The following is a 23,357-nucleotide window of genomic DNA, read 5'->3' on the forward strand; positions in this document are numbered from 1 at the left end:
GTCGCCCCACATGCACATCCAGATCTACACGCCCGACGGCAAGCCCCAACCCTGGCTCGATGGTTTTGCGCAGGCGCTGCCGGACGCGCGCCTGTCGGTGTGGGAACAAGGCGCGGCGCAGGACGCTGATTACGCCGTGGTCTGGCAGCCGCCCGCCGACATGCTGCGCGGGCGCCAGGATTTGCGTGCGGTGTTCAACCTGGGCGCGGGCGTCGATGCCATCCTCGGCTTGCGCGCACAATCGCCCGATGCCATTCCCGACGGCCTGCCGATCGTGCGCCTGGACGACGCCGGCATGGCCGCGCAGATGGGCGAGTACGTCACGCACGCCGTGCTGCGCTTCTTCCGCCGGTTGGACGAATACGAGCGCCAGCAGCACGCCAAGATGTGGCGCTTTCTCAAGCCGTTCAATCGTGATGAATTCGTTGTCAGCGTGCTGGGGCTTGGCGTGCTAGGTACGCATATCGCCAAGACGCTGGCGGGCTTCGGTTTTCCGGTGCGCGGGTGGAGCCGTTCGGCCAAGACCATCGACGGCATCGATTGCCGCGCCGGTGCCGATGCACTGCCGGAATTCCTGTCCGGCACCCGTGTGCTGGTGAACGTGCTGCCGCTCACCGCTGACACCGAGAACGTGATCGACGCCAAGCTGCTCAACCAGCTCGCGCCGGGCGCGTTCCTCGTCAACGTGGCGCGTGGCAAGCATGTGGTGGAAGAGGATTTGCTGGCCGCCGTGCGCAGCGGGCACATTGCCGGCGCCGCGCTCGACGTGTTCCGCAAAGAACCACTGCCCGCCGATCACCCTTTCTGGACCGAACCACGCATCCACATCACGCCGCACATTTCGGCGTTGACGCTGCGCGAGGTCAGCATTGCCCAGATCGCGCGCAAGATCCGCGCGCTGGAAGCCGGCGAGCCCATCGTCGGCATCGTCGACCTGCAACGAGGTTACTGACATGACATTCCCGCAATTCGTGAAGGTGGTCGAAGTCGGCCCGCGCGACGGTCTTCAGAACGAGAAGGTCCCCGTCTCCACCGACACCAAGGTCGAACTGGTGAACCGCCTGTCCGACGCTGGCTTCGTCAACGTGGAAGCTGCATCGTTCGTGTCGCCCAAGTGGGTGCCGGCCATGGCCGACGGCGCCGAGGTGATGGCGCGCATCCAGCGCCGGCCAGGCACGCTGTATTCGGTGCTTACGCCCAACATGAAGGGCTTTGAAGGCGCGGCGGCGGCGGCGGCAGACGAGGTCGTGATCTTCAGCGCCGCCAGCGAGGCGTTTGCGCAGAAGAACATCAACTGCTCGATCGCGGAATCAATCGAGCGCTTCGAGCCCGTGGCCAAGGCGGCCAAGAACGCGGGCATTCGCGTGCGCGGATCGATCTCGTGCTCCCTGGGGTGCCCGTACCAAGGCGAGGTGCCGGTGTCGTCGGTGGTGGATGTGATCAAGCGCATGGCCGATCTGGGCTGCGATGAGATCGACGTTGCCGACACCATCGGCGTGGGCACCGCGGGCCGCGTGAAGGCCGTGATGGAAGCCGCAGCGGCGACCTTCCCGATCGATCGCCTCTCCGGCCACTTCCACGACACGTATGGCCAAGCGTTGGCCAACATCCTCGCGAGCCTGGAAGTCGGTATCCACATCTTCCACGCGTCGGTGGCGGGGCTGGGCGGTTGCCCGTACGCCAAGGGTGCGACCGGCAACGTGGCGACCGAAGACGTGCTGTATATGCTGCACGGGCTGGGCATCCGCACCGGCATCGACCTCGACAAGGTGGTGCTGGCGGGCGACTTCATCTCGCAAGCCATCGGCCGCCCGACCGCTTCGCGCGCCGGCCGCGCGCTGCTGCTCAAGCTGCAAGACCAGATCGCCCAGGCCTGCATCTGACCCATCACCACGCACAACGACGATGACTGCGACCGACACCAACGCCCCCCTGCCCGAATCTGCCCAGCGCGTGGCCGACCACCTGCGCACGCTCGGCTACGAAAAAGACATCGTGATGCTGCCCGCCACCGGCAAGACCTCCGCCGAAGCCGCTGCCGGCCTGGGCTGCTCAGTGGCAGAGATTGCCAAGTCGATCATCTTCCGCCGCGCCAAAGACGACGTGCCGGTGCTGGTGATTGCCAGCGGCACCAATCGTGTCGACGAGGCAAAGGTTTCCGCGCACGTGGGGGCACTGGCCAAGGCCGACGCCAAGTTCGTGCGCGAGAAAACGGGTTATGCGATTGGTGGCGTGTGCCCGGTCGGCCATGCGGTCAAACCCGTGATGCTGCTCGACCAGGACCTGTTCCAGTACGCCAGCGTGTGGGCTGCCGCCGGCCATCCGCACGCGGTGTTCAACCTCACGCCCGCAGAGCTGGAAGCGATGACCGGCGCGCCGGTGGCCGACATCGCCCAGCGTGATTGATCGAACGTCCATGGACAGCTGCACCCGCGCGCAACTGAAGCTCTCAAGCGCGAAGCTGCGCAACAGTCGCGCGCAGGCTGAGCGCGCACAGCCGGTCACCTCGCCGTGCATCAGCGTGTGCAAGATGGATGACGCACGCGGGCTTTGCCTTGGCTGCATGCGCACGATCGACGAGATTGCCGCTTGGTCGACCATGAGCGATGCTGCGCGACTCGCCGTCTGGCAGACGCTGCCCGAACGCGCCTGCGCTTGGCTCAACGACATACCCCGCGCCTGACTCCACACCAACATGGCCGAACACGACATCATCACTCTCCCCAATTCGATGCGCGTGTTCGAGCGCGGCTGGCTGTCGTCCAACAACATCCTCTTCTTCGATGACGACGCGCACGGCGGCTGTGCACTGGTCGACTCCGGCTATCTAACGCATGCGCCGCAGACCGTGGCGCTGGTCCAGCACGCGCTGCAAGGCAAGCCGCTGCGCCGTCTGCTGAACACGCACCTGCACTCCGATCACTGCGGCGGCAACGCGGCGCTGCAAGCGCACTACAGCTGCCACACCCGCGTACCCGCCGCACAGGTCGACGATGTGCGCCGCTGGGACACCGACGCCCTCAGCTATGGCCCCACCGGCCAGGAGTGCGCCCGCTTCACGCTGCCCGACAGCGATGCCGATGCGGGCCTGGCCGACGGCATGACCGTGCACCTGGGCGGCTTCGACTGGCAGGTCATCAGCGCGCCGGGACATGATCCCAACGCCGTCATCCTCTACAGCCCGGAGTCGCGCGTGCTGCTCTCGGCCGATGCGCTGTGGGAACGCGGTTTCGGCATCATCTTTCCCGAGCTGGAGGGTGAGAGTGGCTTTGCGGAACAGCAGGCCATCCTCGAACGCATCGCACAACTCGATGCGCGCGTGGTGATTCCGGGACATGGCCGACCGTTCACCGACGTCAGCGCCGCCATTGAGGTGTCACTTGGGCGGCTTGCGTATCTGCGTGCGGACCCCGAGCGCAACGCTTTGCACGCCATTCGTGTGCTGGTGAAATTCAAGCTGCTGGAGCAGCAAGCACTGACGCACGATGCGCTGCTCGCCTGGTTCACGCAGACCAGCCTGATGCCGCGCTTGCAGGCGCGCTTCTTCGCCAACCAATCGATGACGGTGTTGCTGGACGCGGCCATTGCTGCCCTGGTCAAGGCAGACGCTGCCACGGTTGAAGACGGCCGCATCCTCAACCGCGATTGACGCGCCGCGCGGTGCCTGACTGACCGGTCGGCCGCTACAATGCAGCGAAGCCTCTTCTCTTCGCCAGGGCATGCCAAAACCCGCCACACCCACCCCGCCCGAATCCACCACGCAAACCGATGCACCGCGCCGCAAGCGCGGCCGCCCTGCACAGGATGCCAACGAAGGCCTGCGCCGCGCACTGATCGAGCAATCGGCCAGGCTGTTCCGCGAGAAGGGCTATGGCAACACCACGGTGCGCGACATTGCCGCCGCAACAGGCGTGCATGCGGGTAGCTGGTTCTACCACTTCAAGAGCAAGCAGGACATCCTGCAGGCCGTGATCGAGCACGGCCTGACGGTGGCACTGGCCGACATCGAGGCCATCGATATCGATGGCCTGGCGCCACGCGAGGCCATGCGCCAGTTGGTGCGCGCGCACCTCTACACCATCCTGGCGCCCAATCAGGACTTCATCCCGGTGATGCTGTATGAGTGGCGTTCGCTCGATGCGCAGGCGCAGGAACGCATCATCGCGCTCAAGGATCGCTATGAGGGCATCTGGAACCGCGTCATTGACCGCCTGCATGCGTCAGGCGAATGGGCGCAACCAACGCCGGTGGACCGCCTGCTGATGTTCGGCGCGCTCAACTGGACGGCGCAGTGGTACCAGGCCGGCGCGGGCATCAGCATCGATGCACTGGCGGATCAGGCGGTGCGCTTCATCCTGCGCACGCCGCCCGAGCCGGCGGCTTAGAGCCGCTAACAAAACCCAGCGTAGCGGTCCTGGCTAGGCGCGCCGACGCAGACAGTACAAGAAGTACGGCAAGGAGGCGTAACGACGCCAGGAGGGTTTTGTTAGCGGCTCTTAGTCGCCGTTAACGGGCATCGCTCTCGAACAGCATCTGATTGGCGCTGCGCAGCACGTGCTTCTGGATCTTGCCGGTGGCTGTCATGGGCAGCTTGTCGACCACGGCGATGTGCTTGGGAACCTCAAATGCACCAAGATGCTCGCGGCAGTGCGCCTGCAACGCCGCCGCATCGGCCTGTGCCTCGGGCTTGAGGCAGACGAAAGCCGCCACGGCCTCGATCCAATGCGCGTGCGGCAGTCCAACCACTGCTGCATTGGCGACAGCCGGATGTCGCAGCAGCACCTCTTCCACCTTGAGCGACGGCACATTCTCGCCGCCGGTCTTGATCATGTCCTTGATACGGTCCTTGAACTGGAGCTGGCCGTCGGCGTCCCACATGCCGAGGTCGCCCGTGTGGTGCCAGCCGAAGCGGCGTGCGTTGGCGGTGGCCTGCGGGTCCTTGTAGTAGCCGAGCATAACGTTGGGGCCGCGATGCACGATCTCGCCCAACTGGCCGGGGCCGAGCAGATTGCCCTGGTCGTCCATCACCGCCGCCTCGTTGACCATGCAGGGCTGGCCCCAGTAGTTGCCGGTGCGCCGCAGTTGCTGGTCGGGCGCGAAGTACATCGTCATCGGGAAGATTTCCGTCTGCCCGGAGCCGAGTGCAAAGTTCGGGCACACCTCGGCAATCAGGCGTTCAAGCAACGGCTTGGCCATCGGCGCCATCGCGTACAGACACAGGCGCAGGCTGGAGAGATCGCGCTGCGCGCGCAGCGGATGGTGCAGCAACGCGGCGTACATGAGCGGCAGGCCGAACAGCTGTGTGATGCGTTCGTTGGCAATCGCGTCGAGCAGCGCAGTCGGATCAAAGCCACGCTGGATGACGAGCGTGGCGCCCACCGTCATCGCCGACGCCGCCGTCGAGAACTGCGCGCAATGGAACATCGGCAGGATGCACGAGAACACGTCTTTCTCGTTCAGGTTCAGGCCAGCGATGTTGGACATCAGCGCCGCGTGCACGGAGCGGTGCGAGTGCATCGCTCCCTTGGGCCGGCCTGTGGTGCCGCTGGTGTACATGATGAGCGCGAGATCGCGGTCGTCGATCACCACGGCGGGCAGCGTGTCGGCGTGGCCTTGCAGCGCCTGCTCGACAGTTTGCGGGCCGCCGGCAACCGGTTCGCCAAAGCACTGGTGTGCGGGTAGCCCTAGCGCTGCCAGCGTTTGACGCAGCACCGGGTACAGCGCGGCATCGATCACCACGTGCCGCGCCTCGGCATGCTCAAGGATGTAGCGCACATCGTCCGGCCCAAGCATCGCGTTGATGGGCACCCACACCAGCCCCGCCTTGAGGATGCCGTAGGCCGCCACCAGGAACTGCGCCGAGTTGCCGCAAAGCATGGCGACCTTGTCACCGGGCTTGAGACCGCTGGCCAGCAGGTGATGGGCGTAGCGATTGCTGTCCGCATTGAGCTCGGCATGGGTCATGCGGCGCGGGCCGTCCACCAGCGCGACCTTCGCGCCGAACTTGCGAGCACTGCGATGCAACGTATCGCCCAGCGCCACCCGGTTCAACAGATTGGCTTCAAGCGTGGTGTCTGGCGTGGCTTCGGACATGGGACGTCTCCTGTGGACCGCATGAACTGCACGACGAAACGATGGATGACAACAACGACGATGCAGCCCTCAGGCCGCGGCAATCTCCATCAGCAACCCGCCCGGCGCCACCTGCGCGCCGACCTGGGTGAACAGGCCCTTCACCTCGCCGGCAAGCGGCGCGGCAATGCTGTGCTCCATCTTCATGGCCTCGACCACCAGCAGCACCTGGCCGGCGCAGACGGCTTCGCCCTCAGCCACGTGGACGGCGACGACGCGGCCATTCATCGGTGCGCTGATGCGGCCGCTACCGGCCTGCGCGCCGTTGCGCTCGGCCTTGGCATAGGTGGTGTCGATGGCGGTGTGCTCCACGCCATCCATCACGAAGTGGCACGTGGTTCCGGTGATGGCGTATTCGAGCGGATACAGCCTCTCGCCCAGAGCAAGCGTCATGCGGCCATCGGCTTGGGACACAATCTCCGCTTGCGCGATGCCACCGTCCCAACTCACCTCCCAGCGTTGCGCGGCAAGCGCACGCACGCGCATTTCGATGGCTTCACCGTCGAGCGTGACGCGGCACAGCGTGGGATACGTGCGGCTGCTGGCCCAGCCTTGCAACTCGGCGGGATAGCGACGCGTGGTGTCCTTGCACAAGTGCGTGAGCAGCACGGCTGCCGCCTGGCAGACCGCTGCATCGGGTACGGCCGCTTGACGCATCGCCGCTGGAAAATGCCGGTCGATGAACGCGGTAGAGACGTCGCCAGCGAGGAACGCCGGATGCGTCACGCATTGACGCAGAAACGCGCGGTTGGTCGGCAAGCCGAGCAGCAAGCAATCGTCCAACGCACGCGCCAGCCGCCGACATGCATCTGCGCGGTCGGTGCCGTGTGCAACGATCTTGGCGAGCATCGAGTCGTAGTACGGCGAAACGACCAGACCATCGGTCAGCGCATGGTCAGTGCGCACCTCTCGTGGCGCACGCCAGCGGGCGACGGTGCCGCTTTGCGGCAGGAAGTTCTGCTGCGGGTCTTCCGCACACAGGCGCACCTCGATGGCGTGGCCGCCCTGCGTGCGGCGCACATCAATCTCGTCTTGCGTGAGCGGCAACGGTTCGCCCAGCGCCACGCGCAACTGCCACTCGACCAGATCGACACCAACCACCGCCTCTGTCACGGCGTGCTCGACCTGCAGGCGCGTGTTCATCTCCATGAAGTAGAACGCGCCATCCGGGGCGAGCAGGAATTCCAGCGTACCCGCGCCCACGTAGCCGATGGCACGCGCTGCAGCCACCGACACGGCGCCCATGCGCGCGCGCAGCTCCGGTGACACAGCAGGTGACGGCGATTCCTCAATCAGCTTCTGGTGCCGGCGCTGCACCGAGCAATCACGCTCACCCAGGTAGACGACGTTGCCATGCGCATCGGCAAAGACTTGGATCTCGATATGCCGCGGTTCGACGATCGCCTTTTCGAGAATCAGCTCGCCGGACGCAAAGGCGTTCTCCGCTTCGGAGCGCGCAGACTGTAATGCTGCGGCGAAATCTTCTGCCCGATCCACACGCCGCATGCCGCGTCCGCCACCGCCGGCAGCGGCCTTGATCATGACCGGATAGCCGATGCGGTCCGCCTCCTGGGACATGCGCGCATCGGACTGGTCTTCGCCTTGGTAGCCAGGCACGCATGGCACGCCAGCAGCTTCCATCAAGCGCTTGGCGCCAGCCTTGTTGCCCATCGCAAGGATGGCATCCGCGGGTGGGCCGATGAAGACGAGGCCTGCTTCCGCGCACGCCGTAGCAAAGGCATCGCTTTCGGCGAGAAAACCGTAGCCGGGGTGCACCGCTTCGGCGCCGGACATGCGCGCCGCCTCCAGCAATGCGGCGATGTTCAGGTACGACGCCTGCGGTTGCGATGCGCCAATCGGCAAGGCAAGGTCCGCCGCGCGGCAATGCGGCGCATCGCGGTCGGCCTCGGAATACACGGCAACGGTACGCATACCGAGGCGCTGCGCGGTGCGTTGGATGCGCAGCGCGATCTCGCCCCGGTTGGCGATCAGGACCGTGCGAAAAGCAGCGTGCGGCGTGCCCATCGCTCAGCCCTTCTTGCCCGGCAGCGTGTTCATGTATTTGCAGATGATGCCGAGCATCACCTCGTCCGCACCGCCGCCGATGGAGCCCAGGCGCCCGTCACGGTAGTAGCGCGAGACCGGGTTGTCCCACGTGAAGCCCATGCCCCCCCAGAACTGCAGGCAGGCATCGGGCACGATGCGCGCCAGGCGCCCGGCCTTGAGCTTGGCCATCGAGGCCAGCTCCGTCACATCCTGCCCGTTGATGTAGAGATCGCACGCGCGGTACGTGAGCGCGCGCAGGGCCTCCACCTCGGTCTTGAGTTCGGCCAGCTTGAAGTGCACCCACTGGTTGTCGAGCAGGTTGGCACCGAACAGTTTGCGCTCGCGCGCGTAGTCAACGGTCGACTCGATGCACATCGTCATCGTTGCCAGGCTGCTGGCGGCGGCCCACATGCGCTCTTCCTGAAACTGCAGCATCTGGTACATGAAGCCCTTGCCCTCTTCGCCAATGCGGTAGCGCTGCGGCACACGCACGTCGTCAAAGTAGATGAGGCCCGTGTCCGACGAGTTCATGCCGATCTTGCGGATCTTCTTGCCGACCGACACGCCCTTCGTGTTCATCGGCACGATGATGAGCGACTTGTTGCGGTGGGCTGGATCATCCGACGTATTGGCCAACAGGCACATCCAGTCGGCCTGCAGGCTGTTGGTGATCCACATCTTGCTGCCGTTGATGATGTAGTCATCGCCGTCCTTGCGCGCGGTGGTCTTGATGCCAGCCACGTCGGAACCGGCGCTCGGCTCCGATACGCCCACGCACGCCACCGCATCGCCGCTGATGGCGGGGGCGAGAAACTGTGCGCGCAACTCGTCCGAACCGAAGCGCGCGAGTGCGGGTGTCGCCATGTCGGTCTGCACGCCAATCGCCATCGGCACGCCGCCGCAGTGGATGTGGCCGAGCGTCTCCGCCATCGCCATCGCATACGAATAATCCAGGCCCAGGCCGCCGAACTCCGTCGGCTTGGCGATGCCGAGAAAGCCCAGTTCGCCCATCTTCTTGAAGAGCGCCTTGGCGGGGAACATCTCGGCCGCCTCCCATTCATCCACGTGCGGGTTGATGTCGCTGTCGATGAAGCGTTTGAGGTTGCGCTGCAGTTCCTGATGTTCGTGGGTGAAGTGCATGGTGTCTCGCTCCGGTGGCCTTGGGCTGTTCGTGTGTTCGTGACTGCGATTCGGATGGATGGCGCTACGGTCGTGCAACGCCAAACTGAATGGGGTGCAGCGCGCGCCTGCGCGCCTCGTCGCAGACGGCCAGCACGCTGGCCAGCACCTTGCGCGTATCGCGCGGGTCGATCACGCCGTCATCCAGTAGACGGCCCGACACGGTGAACGCACCGGATTGCCGCTCGAAGGTGTCGATCACCTTGGCGCGCATGGCCTCGATGGCTTCGTGGTCGACGGTCTGCGTCTTGCGCTGCATGCTTGCGGCCATGACCGTCGCCATCGTGCCGGCTGCCTGCTCGGCGCCCATCACGGCAGTCTTGGCATTGGGCCAGCTGAAGCAGAAATCCGGGAAGAAGCCACGCCCTGACATGCCATAGTTGCCCGCCCCGAACGACGCACCGCAATGCACGGTGATGCGCGGCACGGTGGCGTTGGCCATCGCCTGGATCATCTTCGAGCCGTGCTTGATCATGCCCGCCTGCTCGGACTGCTTGCCGACGATGAAGCCGGTGGTGTTTTGCAGATACAGCAGCGGCGTATCGGACTGACAGCACGCCTGTATGAAGTGGACGACCTTCGTGGCACCCGCCGGGTCCAGTGGCCCGTTGTTCGTGATGATGCCAACGTGCATGCCGCAGACGGCGGCGTGCCCCGTAAGGGTCGCCGGGCCATAGTCTGGCTTGAACTCAAGGAAATCCGAGCCATCGGCAATACGCGCAATCACCTCGCGCATGTCGAGCGGCTTGCGGTGATCGGTGAGCGCAATGCCCAGCAGTTCGTCCGCATCGAAACGCGGCGGCGCGTAGGGCCGATCGACTGCTGGCACATCGCGGTTCCAATCCAGCGCAGCCACGAGTTCGCGTGCGATGCGCAGCGCATCGGCATCGTCTTCGGCCAAATATTCAGCGAGGCCCGAGGTCGTGGCATGCATCTCTGCGCCGCCCAGCTCTTCTTCGGTGGCGACCTCGCCGGTAGCCGCTTTCAGCAACGGCGGGCCCGCGAGGAAAGCACGCGCGCGATCCCGCACCATCACCACGTAGTCCGACAGACCCGGCATGTAGGCGCCACCCGCCGTGCTCGACCCATGCACCACACTGATCACGGGAATTCCCGCCGCCGACAGCCTTGCGAGCCAGTAGAAGCCGCTGCCGCCGTGGATGAAGGTCTCCACGCGATAGGTCAGCAGGTTGGCGCCGGCCGACTCGACCAGGTGGATGAACGGCAGCTTCTGTTCCAGCGCGATGGCCTGCGCGCGCTGGAACTTCTCGATGCCCATCGGCTGCACGGCACCGGCGTCGATGCCCGCGTCGTCCACGATGATCATCGCGCGCACGCCGCTCACCCAACCGATGCCGGCGATGAAGCCGCCGCCGGGAATCGAGCGCACCGGGTCTGCGTGGTCCAGGCAGAAGCCAGCCAGCGAAGACAGCTCCAGAAACGGCGCACCGGCATCGAGCAGACGGCCGAGCCGGTCACGCGGCAGCAGTTGCCCGCGCTGCTCGAAGCGCGCGCGCGAGGCTTCGGACTTGTCGCGCGTGCGGTTCTCCAGCGAGCGCAGTTGGCCGACGAGTTCCGAGAGCGCGGCGTGGTTCTGCCGGTACGCGTCGCTTTGCGGGACGATGCGCGATTCAAGCACCGGCATTGCTGTCCTCCTGGGCTTTGTCCTGCAGCACCTTGGGCGTCACCGCCAGGTGGAAGCCGTTGAAGGGCACGGCGCCATGACGCGGTGCCGGCATGGGCGAGCCGGGCCGCACGTTGGGGCGTCCGCCGTCCACGCGCAGCGTGGTGCCCGTGATGAACGCCGCCGCTTCCGACAACAGGTAGACGATGGCCGACGACACCTCCGCCTCGGTGGCAAAGCGCCCGGCGGGCACAGTACTCGGCATGCTGCGGATGGTCTCGGCCATCCACGGCGGATACGCGTCCATGCCCGACGACGCCACGTAACCCGGCGCCACCGCGTTCACGCGTACGCCGTACTGCGCCCACTCGAACGCGGCCGTCTCCGTCAAGTTGATCATGCCCGCGCGCGCCGCACCGGAGTGCCCCATGTTCGGCATGCCGCCCCACATGTCGGCGACGATGTTGACGATGGCGCCACCGAGTTGCTGCATCGCCTGGTTCAGGCACTCGCGCGCCATCAGGAAACCGCCGGTCAGGTTGGTCTGTACGACAGCCTCCCACCCTTTGACGGAGATATCCTTGAGCGGTGACGGGAACTGCCCGCCCGCGTTGTTGACCAGCGCATCGATGCGGCCGTGCTCGCCAATGATCTGCGCGATCGTCGCCTGCACGGCAGCCTCGTCGCGGATGTTGCAGACGTAGGCGTGCGCGGTGCCGCCGGCTTCAACAATCTCCGTGCGCACGGCAGCGAGCTTTTCCGCACTGCGCCCCACCAGCGCCACCGCCGCGCCGAGCGATGCCAGCTCATGCGCGGTACACCGGCCGATGCCGCTGCCGCCGCCGGTCACGACAGCGACCTGCCCGAGGAACAGCCCCGGTCGAAAGACTGAGCGATACATGGTTCTGCCTCCTCAAACCCAACCGAGCTGACGGGCGGCGAGATCGCTCAGGACCTCCTCCGCGCCGCCGCCGATCATGTAGACCTTCACTTCGCGATAAATGCGCTCCGACTTGGTGCCGCGCATGAAGCCCATGCCGCCGAGCAGTTGCACCGCCGTGTCCGCACAGAACTGCAGGCTCTGCGTGGCGAAGTTCTTCAGCATGCACAGTTGTGCGACCGGTGAATCGCCCGCCTGCATGCGGCGCATCAGGTCTTCGAGCAGCGCGCGTGTGGCTTCGATGCGCGTGGCCATCGCCACCAGCTTCTGCCGCGCCACTTGATGCTGCACGAGGCGCTTGCCAAAGGTCTCACGCTGGCTGGCCCATTCCACCGCTTCCGCCAGGCATGTGCGCGCCAGCCCGTAGGCCTGCATGGCCAGCGCAAGGCGCTCGTGGTTGAAATTGCGCATCACCAACTCAAAGCCACGGTTCTCTAAGCCAAGCAGATTGCCCACGGGCACGCGGCAGTTGTCGAAATGCAGCTGTGCCGTGTCAGAGCACCACCAGCCCATCTTCTTGAGCGGCGTGCGCGACAGGCCCGGCGTGTCGCCACCCAACAGCAGCACGGAGATGCCGCCCGCGCCTGACCCGCCCGTGCGCACCGCCACGGTCAGGTAGTCGGCGCGCATGCCGGAGGTGATGAAGATCTTGCTGCCGTTGACGATGTAGTGATCGCCATCACGCACCGCGCGCGTGGTGAGGTTGGCGACGTCCGACCCGCCCGAGGGCTCGGTGATGGCCAGCGCGCTGATCTTCTCGCCCGAAAGAATGTCCGGCAGCACGCGCGCTTTCAATTCTGCAGAGCCGCCCGCCACAATGGGCGGCGCCCCGATGGTGTGGCTGAACAGTGACGCGAGCAGACCACCGCTGGCCGCGCGCGTCAGCTCCTCAATCATCGCGAGCTCGAGAAACAAATCGCCGGGCGTACCGCCGTATTCCTCGGGAAAGCCGATGCCTAGCAGACCAATATCGGCCGCTTCGCGATACAGCGCACGCGGGAAGGTTTCCGCCTCTTCCCAGGCATCGATGTGCGGCAGCACCGCCTTGTCGACAAAGCGGCGCACGGTTTCGCGAAAGGTGTCGTGCTCGGCATTGAAGCGCACGGACGTCAGCAGGCCTGCAACCATGGTCGCCTCGTCGGTTATGGGTGATTGACCGGCACGCGCACCGGCATCGTCAACAGCACCTGCGCCATGCCTTTGCCCAGCGGGTCGTTGCGCAGCGAAGCCATGCCACCACCGCCCAGCGCCTGCTCGCAGACGAAGTTGAGCGCATGGATACCGGGCAGGTCGTAGCGCGTCACGCGGCCACGCACGACATGCGCGAGGTAGGCGGCGACGGCATCTTCGGTCAGCTGTGCGCGCAGCAGCGGCAGGTCTTCCGGCCGGCGTGCGATGACGCCGATGTTGGACGTGTCGCCCTTGTCGCCGCTGCGTGCATAGGCGAGTGCGATGAGCGGGACCTCACGTGTTGGACCAGACGGCAGCGCATCCGCCATCGTCGCAGCGGTTGAGGCTTCCAACGGCACGCCGCCTGTCGGCACGGCCACATCGAAGCTCTCGCCGCCCAGCAAGGTCACGCGCGGCTGCACGCGGGCCTTGTCGATCAGGAAAGCGTATTGCTTGACGGCGGGCACGATGCTCGGCCGCCCGCCCGCGCCTGTCGTGCCGGGTGCCCAGGATGTGCCGGCCGGTGCAATCTCACGCGCAAACAGTTCGAGCGCCGGCTTGCTCGGATGCGCCACCGCCAACCACATCACCGATTCAAAGCGCGGCGCACTCGGCTGATGCGGCCCGAACAGATACGCCGAGCCCAATGTTTCGATGTGCGTGGCGCTGTAGTCCGGCAGGCCGAGCTTGCGGAAGAGCCCGCGCGTGCGCTCCAGAATCGCTTCCGCCGTGCGGTGCGCTTTGCGGTCTGCATCGACGCCAACCACGGTGAGTTGTCCGGTGGCGCGATAGCCGTCGGCATACGTGGCGCTCACTTTGTAGTCCGGTGTGGGCGCGAAACCGCGTGCGCCGCGCACTTCCACGCAATGCTCACTCGCCTGCGTCATCGTCACCCGCGTGAAATCGCACACGACATCGGGCAACACATAGCGTGCCGGATCGCCGATTTCATAGAGCAACTGTTCGCCCACCGTGGCGGGCGTCACCAATCCACCTGTGCCCTCCGGCTTGGTGACGATGAAGCCACCATCGGCGCGACACTCGACGATGGGGTAGCCGCTGTGCGCCCAGTCCGGCACGGCTTCCCAGTCGGTATGCAAACCGCCCGCGCCCTGACAACCGCATTCGAGGATGTGCCCCGCAAGGCTGCCGGCCGCGAGGCGGTCGTAGTCATCCGCGCGCCAATCGAAGGTGTGCATCAACGCGCCGAGCGTGACCGCGCTGTCCACGCATCGGCCGGTGATCACGACTTGCGCACCCGCATCAAGCGCCGCCTTGATCGGCAGCGCACCCAGGTACGCATTGGCGCTGACCACCCTGTCCGGTAGCGGGCGGGCGCTTTGCAGCTCGCGCACACCTTCATCACGCAGCACGGGTAGCAGCGGCATGACGTCGTCACCTTCCACCACGGCAATGCGCACGCTCACACCCAGTTCGTCGGCAAAGGCCTGCAGCGCGGCAGCGCAACCGCGCGAGTTCACGCCGCCCGCGTTGGCGATGATGCGGATGTTCTGCGCCAGCGCATCCTTGAGCACTGCACGCATCGCCACGCTGACGAAGTCGGTGGCGTAGCCCAGTTCAGGGTTCTTCATGCGCGCGCTGGCCAGCAGCGACATGGTCAGCTCGGCCAGGTAATCGAAAACGAGAAAGTCGATACGACCCGAGGCCACCAACTGTATCGGCCCGGTCACGCTGTCGCCCCAGAACCCGCTAGCGCCGCCAATGGAAATCGTGTCTTTGCGCATATCAGCGGCCCGTCCAGTTGGGGGCGCGCTTCTCGCGAAAGGCGGCCTGCCCCTCCTGCGCGTCTTCGGTCAACGCGAACAAACCGATCTGGCTTTCCGTAAAGGCCATTGCCTGCTCGAAGCTCAAATGCTCGACCTGCTTGAGCGTGTACAGCCCACGCCGGATGGCCGAGGGCGATTTGTCGAGCAGCCGCGCGAGCAGCGCATCGATGGCGGCATCGAGCGCTTCGGGCTCAGCCACTTCGTTGACGAGCCCGGCGGCCAGCGCACGGTCTGCGCTCATCGGCTCGCCGGTCAGGCACATCTCGTTGAGCACGCGACGCGGTAACTGATGCTGCAGCACGGCCAGCACTTGCGCGGGAAACAGCCCCACCTTCACCTCGGGCAACCCAAACACGGCGCTGCGGCTGGCCACGGCCATGTCGCACATCGCCAGCAAGCCCATGCCGCCGGCCATGCACGCGCCGTTCACTCGTGCGATCAGCGGCACCGTGCAGCGGCGCGCCTGGCGGAACAGATCAGCCAGGCCCTGGTGCGGTTGGGCGTAGTCGAAACGGAAAGATTGGCCGCTCTGCAGATCGGCCCCGGCACAGAACGCCCGCGTGCCGGCGCCGGTCAGCACCACGGCGCGCACAGCGGTGTTGCGACTGGCATCGGCCAGCGCCGCCGTCAGTGCTTCGAGCACCGCGCCGTTGATCGCGTTACGGCGGTCTTCGCGCTGAATGGTCAACCACAGCGCCTGGCCGCGCTGTTCGATGAGGAGTTCGGGGTCCGTGCTCACGCGATGCTCACCTTCAAGAGAGATTCGGTTGGACAGCCTGCCCGATAATAATAAATCATCTGCTTGAATAAATGGAAGTCTTCAAACACAAAACCTGCAGCGTTTTGCCGCACCCCACGGCCAGTGGCACATAACACGTTGATTTATCGGAGGTTTTCCTCCTCCGATAAGGAAATCAACAGATTCTGCGTTGACTCCTTCACATGCGAACGATAACAATTCTCATTTGCGTCAAACATGTAACAAGATTTTTCAGGGGAGCGGGCACCAAGCCATGCAAGCAGCACAGACGGAACGCAAGCGCGCCGAACATTCGGTGGTGGGATACCTGACAGGGGCCATGAGCTTTGCCGTGGCGGCCACACCGGCTGTGGCGGAAACCAAGAAGGATTCGGTGACGGCCACCCTGCCGACCCACACGGTCACCGGCAGCAGTGGCTTCAAGACCGACGAGGCCTCGGGCGGCAAATTCACCGCGCCGCTGGTCGATACGCCCAAGTCCGTCACGGTCATCCCCGCTGAAGTGCTGCAGGACACCGGCTCCGTCACGCTCACCGAAGCACTGCGCACGGTGCCCGGCATTGCGTTTGGCGCGGGTGAAGGCGGCAACCCCGTGGGCGATCGCCCGTTTATCCGCGGTTATGACGCGCAGGCCAGCACCTTCCTCGACGGGCTGCGCGACATCGGCGCGCAATCGCGCGAGATGTTCAACGTGGATTCGGTGGAAGTCACCAAGGGGCCGTCGGGTGCGTATGAAGGGCGCGGCTCGGCGGGCGGGGCAATCAACATCGTCTCGAAGACGCCCAAGCTGGAGCACTTCACCGAGGGCACGATCTCCGTGGGCAATGCCGCGTACAAGCGCGCCACGGCCGACGGCAACTACCAGATCGGCGAACACGCGGCCTTCCGCCTGAACGCGATGTATCACGACGCCGGCACGCCGGGCCGCGACGTGACGAGTTTCAGCCGCTGGGGCATCGCGCCGTCCATCGCCTTCGGGCTGGGCACGCCCACACGCGCCACGTTGTCGTACTACCACCTGCAATCGAACGATACGCCCGACACCGGCATCCCCTACAACAACGGCACGTTCAATCGCCGCGCCGATGGCCGCCCGCAGTTGTTCGCGCCCGGCGATGGCTCGCCGGTGGATGTCGGCCGCAACACCTACTACGGCCTGGGCCGCGACTTCCGCCGTGACCGCGTCGACATGGGCACGTTCTCGCTCGAGCACGATGTGTCGACCGCGCTGAAGCTGCGCAACACCACACGCATCGCTCGCACCAGCCAGGACTACGTCTGGACACAGCCCGACGACAGCCAGGGCAACATCTACTACGGCATGGTCTGGCGCCGTGCCAACACGCGCTACTCGGTCGCCAACACCGTCGCCAACCAGACGGAAGCGACCGGCAAGTTCGAGACCGGCGGCTTCAAGCACAGCTACGCGGCGGGCCTGGAGTTCTCTCGCGAGCACAGCAGCAACGACACCTACAACGTTCCCACCGGCAGCAACCGCTGCCCGAACGGGATCGGCGCGGCCGGCGGCTACAACTGCACGAGCCTGTTCAACCCGAACCCGAACGACCCGTGGACGGGCAACATCACGCTGGCCAACAACCCGGCCGAGACCACCGTACGCACGCAATCGGCGTACGTGTTCGACACCATTGAGCTGTCGCCGCGCTGGCAGATCAACGGTGGCCTGCGCTTCGACCGCTACTCGGCATCGGCCACCACCTCGGCCAATGCGCAAGGTGTGCGCTCCAGCTTCTCGCGTGACGACAACCTGCTGAACTATCAGCTCGGCCTGGTCTTCAAGCCCGCGCAGAACGGCAGCATCTACGTGGCGTATGGCACGTCGTCCACGCCGTCAGGCTCCGTGGCCGGCCAGGGTGCCGATGGCAGCGCGCTCACGCCAGACCGCTCGGGCAATCGCGGCGACGTGCTCGCCCCCGAGAAGAACCGCGCCTACGAACTCGGCACCAAGTGGAACGTGCTGGACAACAAGCTGGCGCTCACCGCTGCGGTCTTCCGCATCGAAACCACCAACGCGCGCATCGTGCTGCAGGACGGCACCGCCGCCATGGCCGGCAACAAGCGCGTGGACGGCTTCGAGCTGGGTTGGTCGGGCGCGCTCACCAACAAGTGGCAAGTGTTTGGTGGCTACACATACCTGAAGAGCGAGCTGCGCAACAACGGTGGTTCGGGCTCGGCTTTTGGCGCCACCAATGGCACCGAATTCCCCAACACGCCCAAGAGCAGCTTCAGCCTGTGGACCACCTACCAGCCGATGCCGAAGTTCACGCTGGGCGGCGGTGCGTACTACGTGTCGAAGGTCTGGGGCAGCGCCAACCCCGCCAACCCGAAGTGGGTGCCGGCCTATTGGCGCTTTGACGCGATGGCCTCGTACCGCATCGACAAGCACATGCACCTGCAGTTGAACGTGCAGAACCTGTTCGACAAGAAGTACTACAACCAGGCGTACGCATCGCACTACGCATCGCTGGCACCAGGGCGCGCCGCGATCCTGACGCTGGGTATCCGGTACTGATGACAGCACTTGCCCAAACCACCGCTGCCGATGCTGCGGTGGTGGATGCCATCCACGCCGTACTGACCGGCCCGGCCGATCGCGCGGCGGACTGGCTTGCCGGCGCCGCCCGTCGCGGTCATACGGAGGCACAGGCCATCCTCGGCCAATGGCTGCTCGATGGCCACGGTGTCGAACGCAATCACACCCAGGCGCTCTTCTGGTTCAAGACCGCCGCGCTGTCCGGCCACGCCATGGCGGCCAACATGCTCGGCCGCTGTTACGAGCACGGCTGGGGCGCACCCGCCTGCGACAAGACCGCCGCGCAGTGGTATGCCCGCGCGGCGGATGCCGGCCTCGACTGGGGCCAGTACAACTTCGCCACCAGCCTGCAGCTCGGGCGCGGCGTGCCGCAGGACCGTGCCCAAGCCTTCGGCCTCTTCCAGGCAGCCGCTGCACAGGGGCACGCCAAGTCGATCAACGTGGTCGGCGGCTTCTATGAAGACGGCTGGGAAGTCGAGGCCGACCTGGGAATGGCCCTGTACTGCTACCTGCGTGCCGCCGAGGGCGGTGACTTCCGTGGCCAGTTCAACGCAGCACGGCTCTTCGCCCTCACCGATCGGGCCGACGAAGCCCGTACGTGGATGCGCGCCGTGCCGCGCAGCGCGACACCCGCCTTCCTCGCCAAGGCGCATGACTTTCTTGCCGGCCACCCCGATGCGCGCCTGCGCACGTTGGCCAGCGCTCTCGAAACCGAATCGCCATGCTGTTGAAGATTCCCGCCGTTCTCACCAAGGATCAGGTGGCGCACTGCCGCGCCATCATCGATGCCGCTGAGTGGGTTGACGGCAAAGTCACCGCCGGCGCGCAGTCGGGCCAGGTGAAGCACAACATGCAGTTGCCCGAAGGCTCGCCCGCCGCGCGCGAAGTCGGCACCTTCATCCAGGACGCGCTTGCTGCCAACACGCCGTTCTTCTCAGCCGCACTGCCGCTCAAGGTGTTTCCGCCGCTGTTCAATCGCTATGCCGGCGGCCAGACCTTCGGCAACCACGTCGACAACGCTGTGCGCCACCTGCGTGGCACCGACTTCCGCATCCGCAGCGACCTCTCCTGCACGCTGTTCCTGACCGAGCCGGAAGACTACGACGGTGGTGAACTCGTCATCGACGACACCTTCGGCGAGCACCGCGTCAAGCTCGCCGCGGGCGACATGGTGCTCTACCCGAGCAGCAGCCTGCACCGCGTCACGCCGGTCACGCGCGGCGCGCGGGTGTGCTCGTTCTTCTGGCTGCAGAGCATGGTGCGCAGTGACGCGCATCGCGCGCTGCTGTTCCAGATGGATAACGAACTGCAGCGGCTGATGGGGCTGCTGGGGCAAGAGGATTCGTCCGTCATTGCGTTGACGGGGACGTATCACAACCTGTTGCGGGAGTGGGCGGAGGCTTAGTCCGCCGCCGAGTCACACTCAAGCGAAGAAGCTACGCATCTCCGTCAGCAACGCGTCCGGCGCCTCCTCCGGCACATAGTGCCCGCACGGCACCGTGCCGCCGCTCACGTTCTCGGCCACGGCTTGCCACAGTTCCAGCGGCTTGAAGCACCGCTGGATCACCCCATGCTCGCCCCACAGCACACGCAGCGGCACGCTCACGCGCTTGCCAGCAGCACGGTCGGCGCGATCGTGTTCAAGGTCGATGGTGGCGGCAGCACGGTAGTCCTCGCACATGGCGTGTACGCAGGCCGGCTCGCGCATGGCGGCGGCGTAGGTGGCCATGGCTTCCGGAGCGAACGGTTCGAGCCCGGCGTGGCGCAGGCCCATCAGCTTGCTGATGTAAAAATCCGGCGTGGCGTTGATGAGCGTCTCAGGAAACGGCGAGGGCTGGATCAGGAAGAACCAGTGCCAGTACGCGGACGCAAACGCCATGTCGGTGTTTTCATACATCGCCAGCGTGGGGGCAATGTCGAGCAGCATGGCGCGCTCCACATGCACGGGGTGGTCGACGCACAGGCGATGCGCCACACGCGCGCCGCGATCGTGCGCGCAGAGCCGGAAGCGGCCGAAGCCGAGTGCGCGCATCACCTCCACCTGATCCTGCGCCATCGTGCGCTTGCTGTATTCCGCGTGCCGGGCGCTGCCGGCCGGCTTGGACGACGCGCCATAGCCGCGCAAATCGGTGGCGACGACGGTGTAGTCGCGCGCCAGCGCCTGCGCCACCTTGTGCCAGATCACATGGCTTTGCGGATGGCCATGCAGCAACAGCAACGGCGGCCCGCTGCCACCGATCACCCCGGCGATCTCCACCCCATTGACCGCCTGGCGGAACGGGCGAAAGCCGGGAAACAGCGCGGCATCTGCGGCGGCGGTGGCGGCGTCGATGGGAAGCAGCGTGGTCATGCAGGTCTCCGGTGGTTTGTGATGCGCAAGGAATGCTCCGCATGCTAGCGCAGAAGCTACCGGCACATTCGGCGGCAACACGTGGCGCCCGCTTCCTATAATCGAACAACGCTGTCTGCCCCGCTGTCAGCCTTCCTCTCATCAGGAGACGCCATGCCCGCCGCCAAGCATCTGCCGCCCGCGCTGCAACACCTGACCCTGCCGGTGATCGGCTCGCCGATGTTTATCGTCAGCTATCCGGAACTGGTGCTGGCGCAGTGCAAGGCCGGCATCGTCGGTGCGTTTCCGGCGCTCAACGCGCGCCCGGCCGAGGTGCTGGACGAATGGCTCACGCAAATCCATGAAGACCTCGCTGCTCACCGAGCCGCGCATCCGCACGCTGTGGTGGGGCCGCTGGCCGTCAACCAGATCGTGCACCACTCCAACGCGCGGCTGGAGCAGGACGTGGCCACCTGCGTCAAGCACAAGGTGCCGATCTTCATCACCTCGCTGCGCGCGCCGGTCAAGGAGATCCTGGATGCCGTGCACAGCTATGGCGGCATCGTGCTGCACGATGTGATCAACCTGCGCCATGCCGAGAAGGCGCTGGAAGCCGGGGTCGATGGCCTGATCCTGGTGGCGGCGGGCGCAGGCGGGCACGCCGGCACGCTGTCGCCGTTTGCGCTGGTGGGGGAAGTGCGGCGCATCTTTGACGGGCCGATCGCGCTGTCGGGGGCCATCGCCACGGGGGATGCCATCCTCGCCGCGCAGGCCATGGGCGCCGACCTCGCCTACATCGGCACGCGCTTCATCGCCAGCAAGGAGGCGCATGCGGCGGAAAGCTATAAGCAGGCCATCGTGCGTGCAGCAGCGTCCGACATCATCTACACGAACCTCTTCACAGGCGTGCACGGCAACTACATCCGCGAGAGCATCGAGCTGGCGGGCCTGGACCCCGCAGCCCTGCCCGAGGCGGACAAATCGAAGATGAACTTTGGCGACGGCAGTTCCCGCGCCAAGGCATGGAAAGACATCTGGGGCGCGGGGCAGGGGGTGGGCCAGATTGCCGACCTGCCACCCGCCGGCGAGATCGTCATGCGGCTCAAAGCCGAGTACGACGCCGCCAAGTTGCGCCTTGCCCTGCACCTGCGGCTGTAGGCGCATCCGCACGCACTTACCGAGCACCCTAGCACGCACCCCACCATGCGCACCCCACCGCACTTCGATTGACTTGCGAGGGCGGCACTTCTAAATTCAGAAGATGCTCAACAACAAGCGCGGCGTCGTGACGGGCGACCGCGCAACCGTATGCGCAAGCATCCTTGGGGGGATGTTCGACAGGCGTCTGGTTTCCTGTTGCCGCGTACCGACAAGATGGAGAACACCATGACGCACTGCCATGCGCCCGTGCGCCAGCTCACAAGGCTGGCGGCCGTGGCGCTGAGCGCGGCGGCCCTGACCCTGACGGGCTGCGCCACCCAGAACCCCGACCCTGCCGCCGCCAACGAACTGCGCCTGCCGCAAGCCGGTGAGGCCCAAGTCCGCTCCGCCTATGTGTATGCGTTTCCGTTGATGATGACGGATGCGCTGATGCAGGTCACCTCCGCCATTGCGCCGGATGGGCGCTTCATGCACCAGCGCACGCTGGAAGACGAAGCCCTGCCCGCCGGTGTGCGCGCCCGGGTGGACGTGCTCGCCAGCAGCGCCTTCGTTGATTTGCGCAACGGGCCCGTCGTGCTGAGCGTGCCCGATGTCGGCCGCCGCCACATCTGGGTGGCCGTGCACGACGCCTGGACGGACGTGTTCGAATCCATCGGCAACCGCACCACAGGGGCACGTGCGGCCAACTACGCCATCACGCCACCGGGCTGGGAAGGCACGCTGCCGGCAGGCGTCAAGCAGATTGCCGCGCCGACGAACCTGGTATGGGTCGTTGCCCGCACGCAGGTCGCCGGCCAGCGCGACGAGGCTGCCGCGCGGCGCGTGCAGGATCGCTACCGCATCACGGCGCTGGATGCCTTCGGCAAACCCGGCGCGCGCGAAACCGAGGCAGAAGCCAAGGCTGACGCAACCAGCGCCGCCGACATCGACGTCAGCCTGAGTGCTGCGCGCCGCCGTGTGACCGCGCTTGATGCCAACGCCTACTTCACCCGGTTTGCCGAACTGCTCAAGGACAATCCGCCGCACGCGGCAGACTCCACGATGGTGGCGTCACTGCGCAACCTCGGCATCGTGCCCGGCGCGCCGTTTGATGCCAAGGCCGTGGACTCGACCAGCCTGAAGGTGATGGATGCCGGCGTGACCGCCGCACGCGAGACGCTCTCCATGGCGGCCAAGCAGCCGCCCATCACGCAGAACGGGTGGTTTATCCCGCGCATGATTGGCGCGTACGGACTGGACTATGCGCAGCGCGCCATCGTCTCATGGTCTGGTGGCGGCACCGACGTGCCGCAAGACATGCTGATCGCCACCGCTACGGCCGACGCCAACAGCCTGCCGCTGGACAGCACGCACCGCTACGTGCTGCATTTCGACCGCAACCAGCTCCCGCCCGAGAACGCCGGCTGGGCCGTGGCCGCCGTGCAGCAACCGCGCCGCACCGCCGAGCGCCCGGGCTTGCGCAACGTGCTGAGCGAGGCCGATCGCCCGCGCCTGAACAGCGATGGCTCGCTCGACATCCTGATCCAGCGTGCGCCGCCCAAGGGCATGCGCAACAACTGGCTGCCGCCGCCCGTGGGGCCCTTCCTGCTGCGCATGCAGCTGACGTGGCCGAAGGAAGCTGCGCTGGACGGGACGTGGCTGCCGCCAGCTGTGCAGCGGCGGGAATAGCGCACCG

At 65.9% G+C, this 23,357-nt stretch carries 20 protein-coding genes; 11 read left to right on the forward strand and 9 right to left on the reverse strand.

All coding sequences use genetic code 11. From position 1 onward, the window contains the following. Nucleotides 1-10: 10 nt before the first annotated feature. The 6 genes from JHD73_RS08255 to JHD73_RS08280 all read left to right on the forward strand — a co-directional run bounded on the left by JHD73_RS08255 (nt 11) and on the right by JHD73_RS08280 (nt 4,385). Nucleotides 11-952, forward strand: coding sequence for a glyoxylate/hydroxypyruvate reductase A (locus JHD73_RS08255; protein WP_199029614.1), 942 nt, complete (start codon nt 11-13; stop codon nt 950-952). Nucleotide 953: 1 nt separating this feature from the next. Further along, the gene (locus JHD73_RS08260; RefSeq protein WP_199029616.1) at nt 954-1,883 is read left to right on the forward strand and encodes a hydroxymethylglutaryl-CoA lyase; all 930 of its coding nucleotides are present in this window, start codon (nt 954-956) and stop codon (nt 1,881-1,883) included. Between the two features lie 22 nt (nt 1,884-1,905). After that, on the forward strand, nt 1,906-2,406 hold the full coding sequence (locus tag JHD73_RS08265; protein ID WP_199029618.1) for a YbaK/EbsC family protein: 501 nt from the start codon (nt 1,906-1,908) through the stop codon (nt 2,404-2,406). Nucleotides 2,407-2,416: 10 nt separating this feature from the next. Then, nucleotides 2,417-2,683, forward strand: coding sequence for a DUF1289 domain-containing protein (locus tag JHD73_RS08270; protein ID WP_199029620.1), 267 nt, complete (start codon nt 2,417-2,419; stop codon nt 2,681-2,683). 12 nt (nt 2,684-2,695) lie between these two features. Beyond that, a complete protein-coding gene (locus tag JHD73_RS08275; RefSeq protein ID WP_199029621.1) occupies nt 2,696-3,649 on the forward strand; it encodes an MBL fold metallo-hydrolase in 954 nt (317 codons plus the stop codon). 70 nt (nt 3,650-3,719) lie between these two features. Further along, complete coding sequence (locus tag JHD73_RS08280; RefSeq protein ID WP_199029624.1) at nt 3,720-4,385, forward strand: TetR/AcrR family transcriptional regulator; 666 nt, start codon at nt 3,720-3,722, stop codon at nt 4,383-4,385. Nucleotides 4,386-4,506: 121 nt separating this feature from the next. Here JHD73_RS08280 and JHD73_RS08285 read toward each other — a convergent pair whose 3' ends face one another. From JHD73_RS08285 to JHD73_RS08320, 8 genes are all read right to left on the reverse strand, one after another. After that, nucleotides 4,507-6,093 (reverse strand): AMP-binding protein, encoded by a 1,587-nt coding sequence (locus JHD73_RS08285; RefSeq protein ID WP_199029626.1) that lies wholly within the window; start codon nt 6,091-6,093, stop codon nt 4,507-4,509. A gap of 69 nt (nt 6,094-6,162) precedes the next feature. Then, the gene (locus tag JHD73_RS08290) at nt 6,163-8,157 is read right to left on the reverse strand and encodes a biotin carboxylase N-terminal domain-containing protein (protein WP_199029628.1); all 1,995 of its coding nucleotides are present in this window, start codon (nt 8,155-8,157) and stop codon (nt 6,163-6,165) included. A 3-nt stretch (nt 8,158-8,160) separates the two neighbouring features. Beyond that, nucleotides 8,161-9,318, reverse strand: a complete 1,158-nt coding sequence (locus JHD73_RS08295) for an acyl-CoA dehydrogenase family protein (RefSeq protein WP_199029630.1) — start codon at nt 9,316-9,318, stop codon at nt 8,161-8,163. Between the two features lie 64 nt (nt 9,319-9,382). Further along, nucleotides 9,383-11,002 carry an acyl-CoA carboxylase subunit beta gene (locus tag JHD73_RS08300; protein ID WP_199029632.1) on the reverse strand — a complete coding sequence of 540 codons (1,620 nt, stop codon included), beginning with the start codon at nt 11,000-11,002 and terminating at the stop codon, nt 9,383-9,385. Then, nucleotides 10,989-11,882, reverse strand: a complete 894-nt coding sequence (locus JHD73_RS08305; RefSeq protein ID WP_199029634.1) for an SDR family oxidoreductase — start codon at nt 11,880-11,882, stop codon at nt 10,989-10,991. The genes JHD73_RS08300 and JHD73_RS08305 overlap by 14 nt, the downstream gene beginning before the upstream one ends. A gap of 12 nt (nt 11,883-11,894) precedes the next feature. After that, nucleotides 11,895-13,049, reverse strand: coding sequence for an acyl-CoA dehydrogenase family protein (locus JHD73_RS08310; RefSeq protein WP_199029636.1), 1,155 nt, complete (start codon nt 13,047-13,049; stop codon nt 11,895-11,897). A 14-nt stretch (nt 13,050-13,063) separates the two neighbouring features. Then, entirely contained in the window at nt 13,064-14,836 is a 1,773-nt protein-coding gene (locus JHD73_RS08315; RefSeq protein ID WP_199029638.1) for an acyclic terpene utilization AtuA family protein, read from the reverse strand. Nucleotide 14,837: 1 nt separating this feature from the next. Further along, nucleotides 14,838-15,617 (reverse strand): enoyl-CoA hydratase/isomerase family protein, encoded by a 780-nt coding sequence (locus JHD73_RS08320; RefSeq protein WP_199029640.1) that lies wholly within the window; start codon nt 15,615-15,617, stop codon nt 14,838-14,840. A gap of 274 nt (nt 15,618-15,891) precedes the next feature. On the opposite strand from JHD73_RS08320, the gene JHD73_RS08325 reads away from it, so the two are divergent. From JHD73_RS08325 to JHD73_RS08335, 3 genes are read left to right on the forward strand one after another with little or no spacing between them, the layout of a single operon-like run. Beyond that, on the forward strand, nt 15,892-18,171 hold the full coding sequence (locus tag JHD73_RS08325) for a TonB-dependent siderophore receptor (protein ID WP_199029642.1): 2,280 nt from the start codon (nt 15,892-15,894) through the stop codon (nt 18,169-18,171). Then, complete coding sequence (locus JHD73_RS08330; protein ID WP_199029644.1) at nt 18,171-18,923, forward strand: tetratricopeptide repeat protein; 753 nt, start codon at nt 18,171-18,173, stop codon at nt 18,921-18,923. The genes JHD73_RS08325 and JHD73_RS08330 overlap by 1 nt, the downstream gene beginning before the upstream one ends. Continuing rightward, complete coding sequence (locus JHD73_RS08335; protein ID WP_199029646.1) at nt 18,914-19,597, forward strand: Fe2+-dependent dioxygenase; 684 nt, start codon at nt 18,914-18,916, stop codon at nt 19,595-19,597. The genes JHD73_RS08330 and JHD73_RS08335 overlap by 10 nt, the downstream gene beginning before the upstream one ends. Nucleotides 19,598-19,615: 18 nt before the next feature. Here JHD73_RS08335 and JHD73_RS08340 read toward each other — a convergent pair whose 3' ends face one another. After that, nucleotides 19,616-20,542: an alpha/beta fold hydrolase gene (locus tag JHD73_RS08340; RefSeq protein ID WP_199029648.1), complete on the reverse strand. Its 927-nt coding sequence runs from the start codon at nt 20,540-20,542 to the stop codon at nt 19,616-19,618. 153 nt (nt 20,543-20,695) lie between these two features. On the opposite strand from JHD73_RS08340, the gene JHD73_RS08345 reads away from it, so the two are divergent. After that, nucleotides 20,696-21,679, forward strand: coding sequence for a nitronate monooxygenase family protein (locus JHD73_RS08345; protein ID WP_199029651.1), 984 nt, complete (start codon nt 20,696-20,698; stop codon nt 21,677-21,679). A gap of 228 nt (nt 21,680-21,907) precedes the next feature. Further along, nucleotides 21,908-23,350, forward strand: coding sequence for a DUF1254 domain-containing protein (locus JHD73_RS08350; protein WP_199029653.1), 1,443 nt, complete (start codon nt 21,908-21,910; stop codon nt 23,348-23,350). The last annotated feature ends 7 nt before the right edge of the window (nt 23,351-23,357 follow it).

Source organism: Ralstonia sp. ASV6, assembly GCF_016429285.1.
GTDB lineage: Bacteria > Pseudomonadota > Gammaproteobacteria > Burkholderiales > Burkholderiaceae > Ralstonia > Ralstonia flaminis.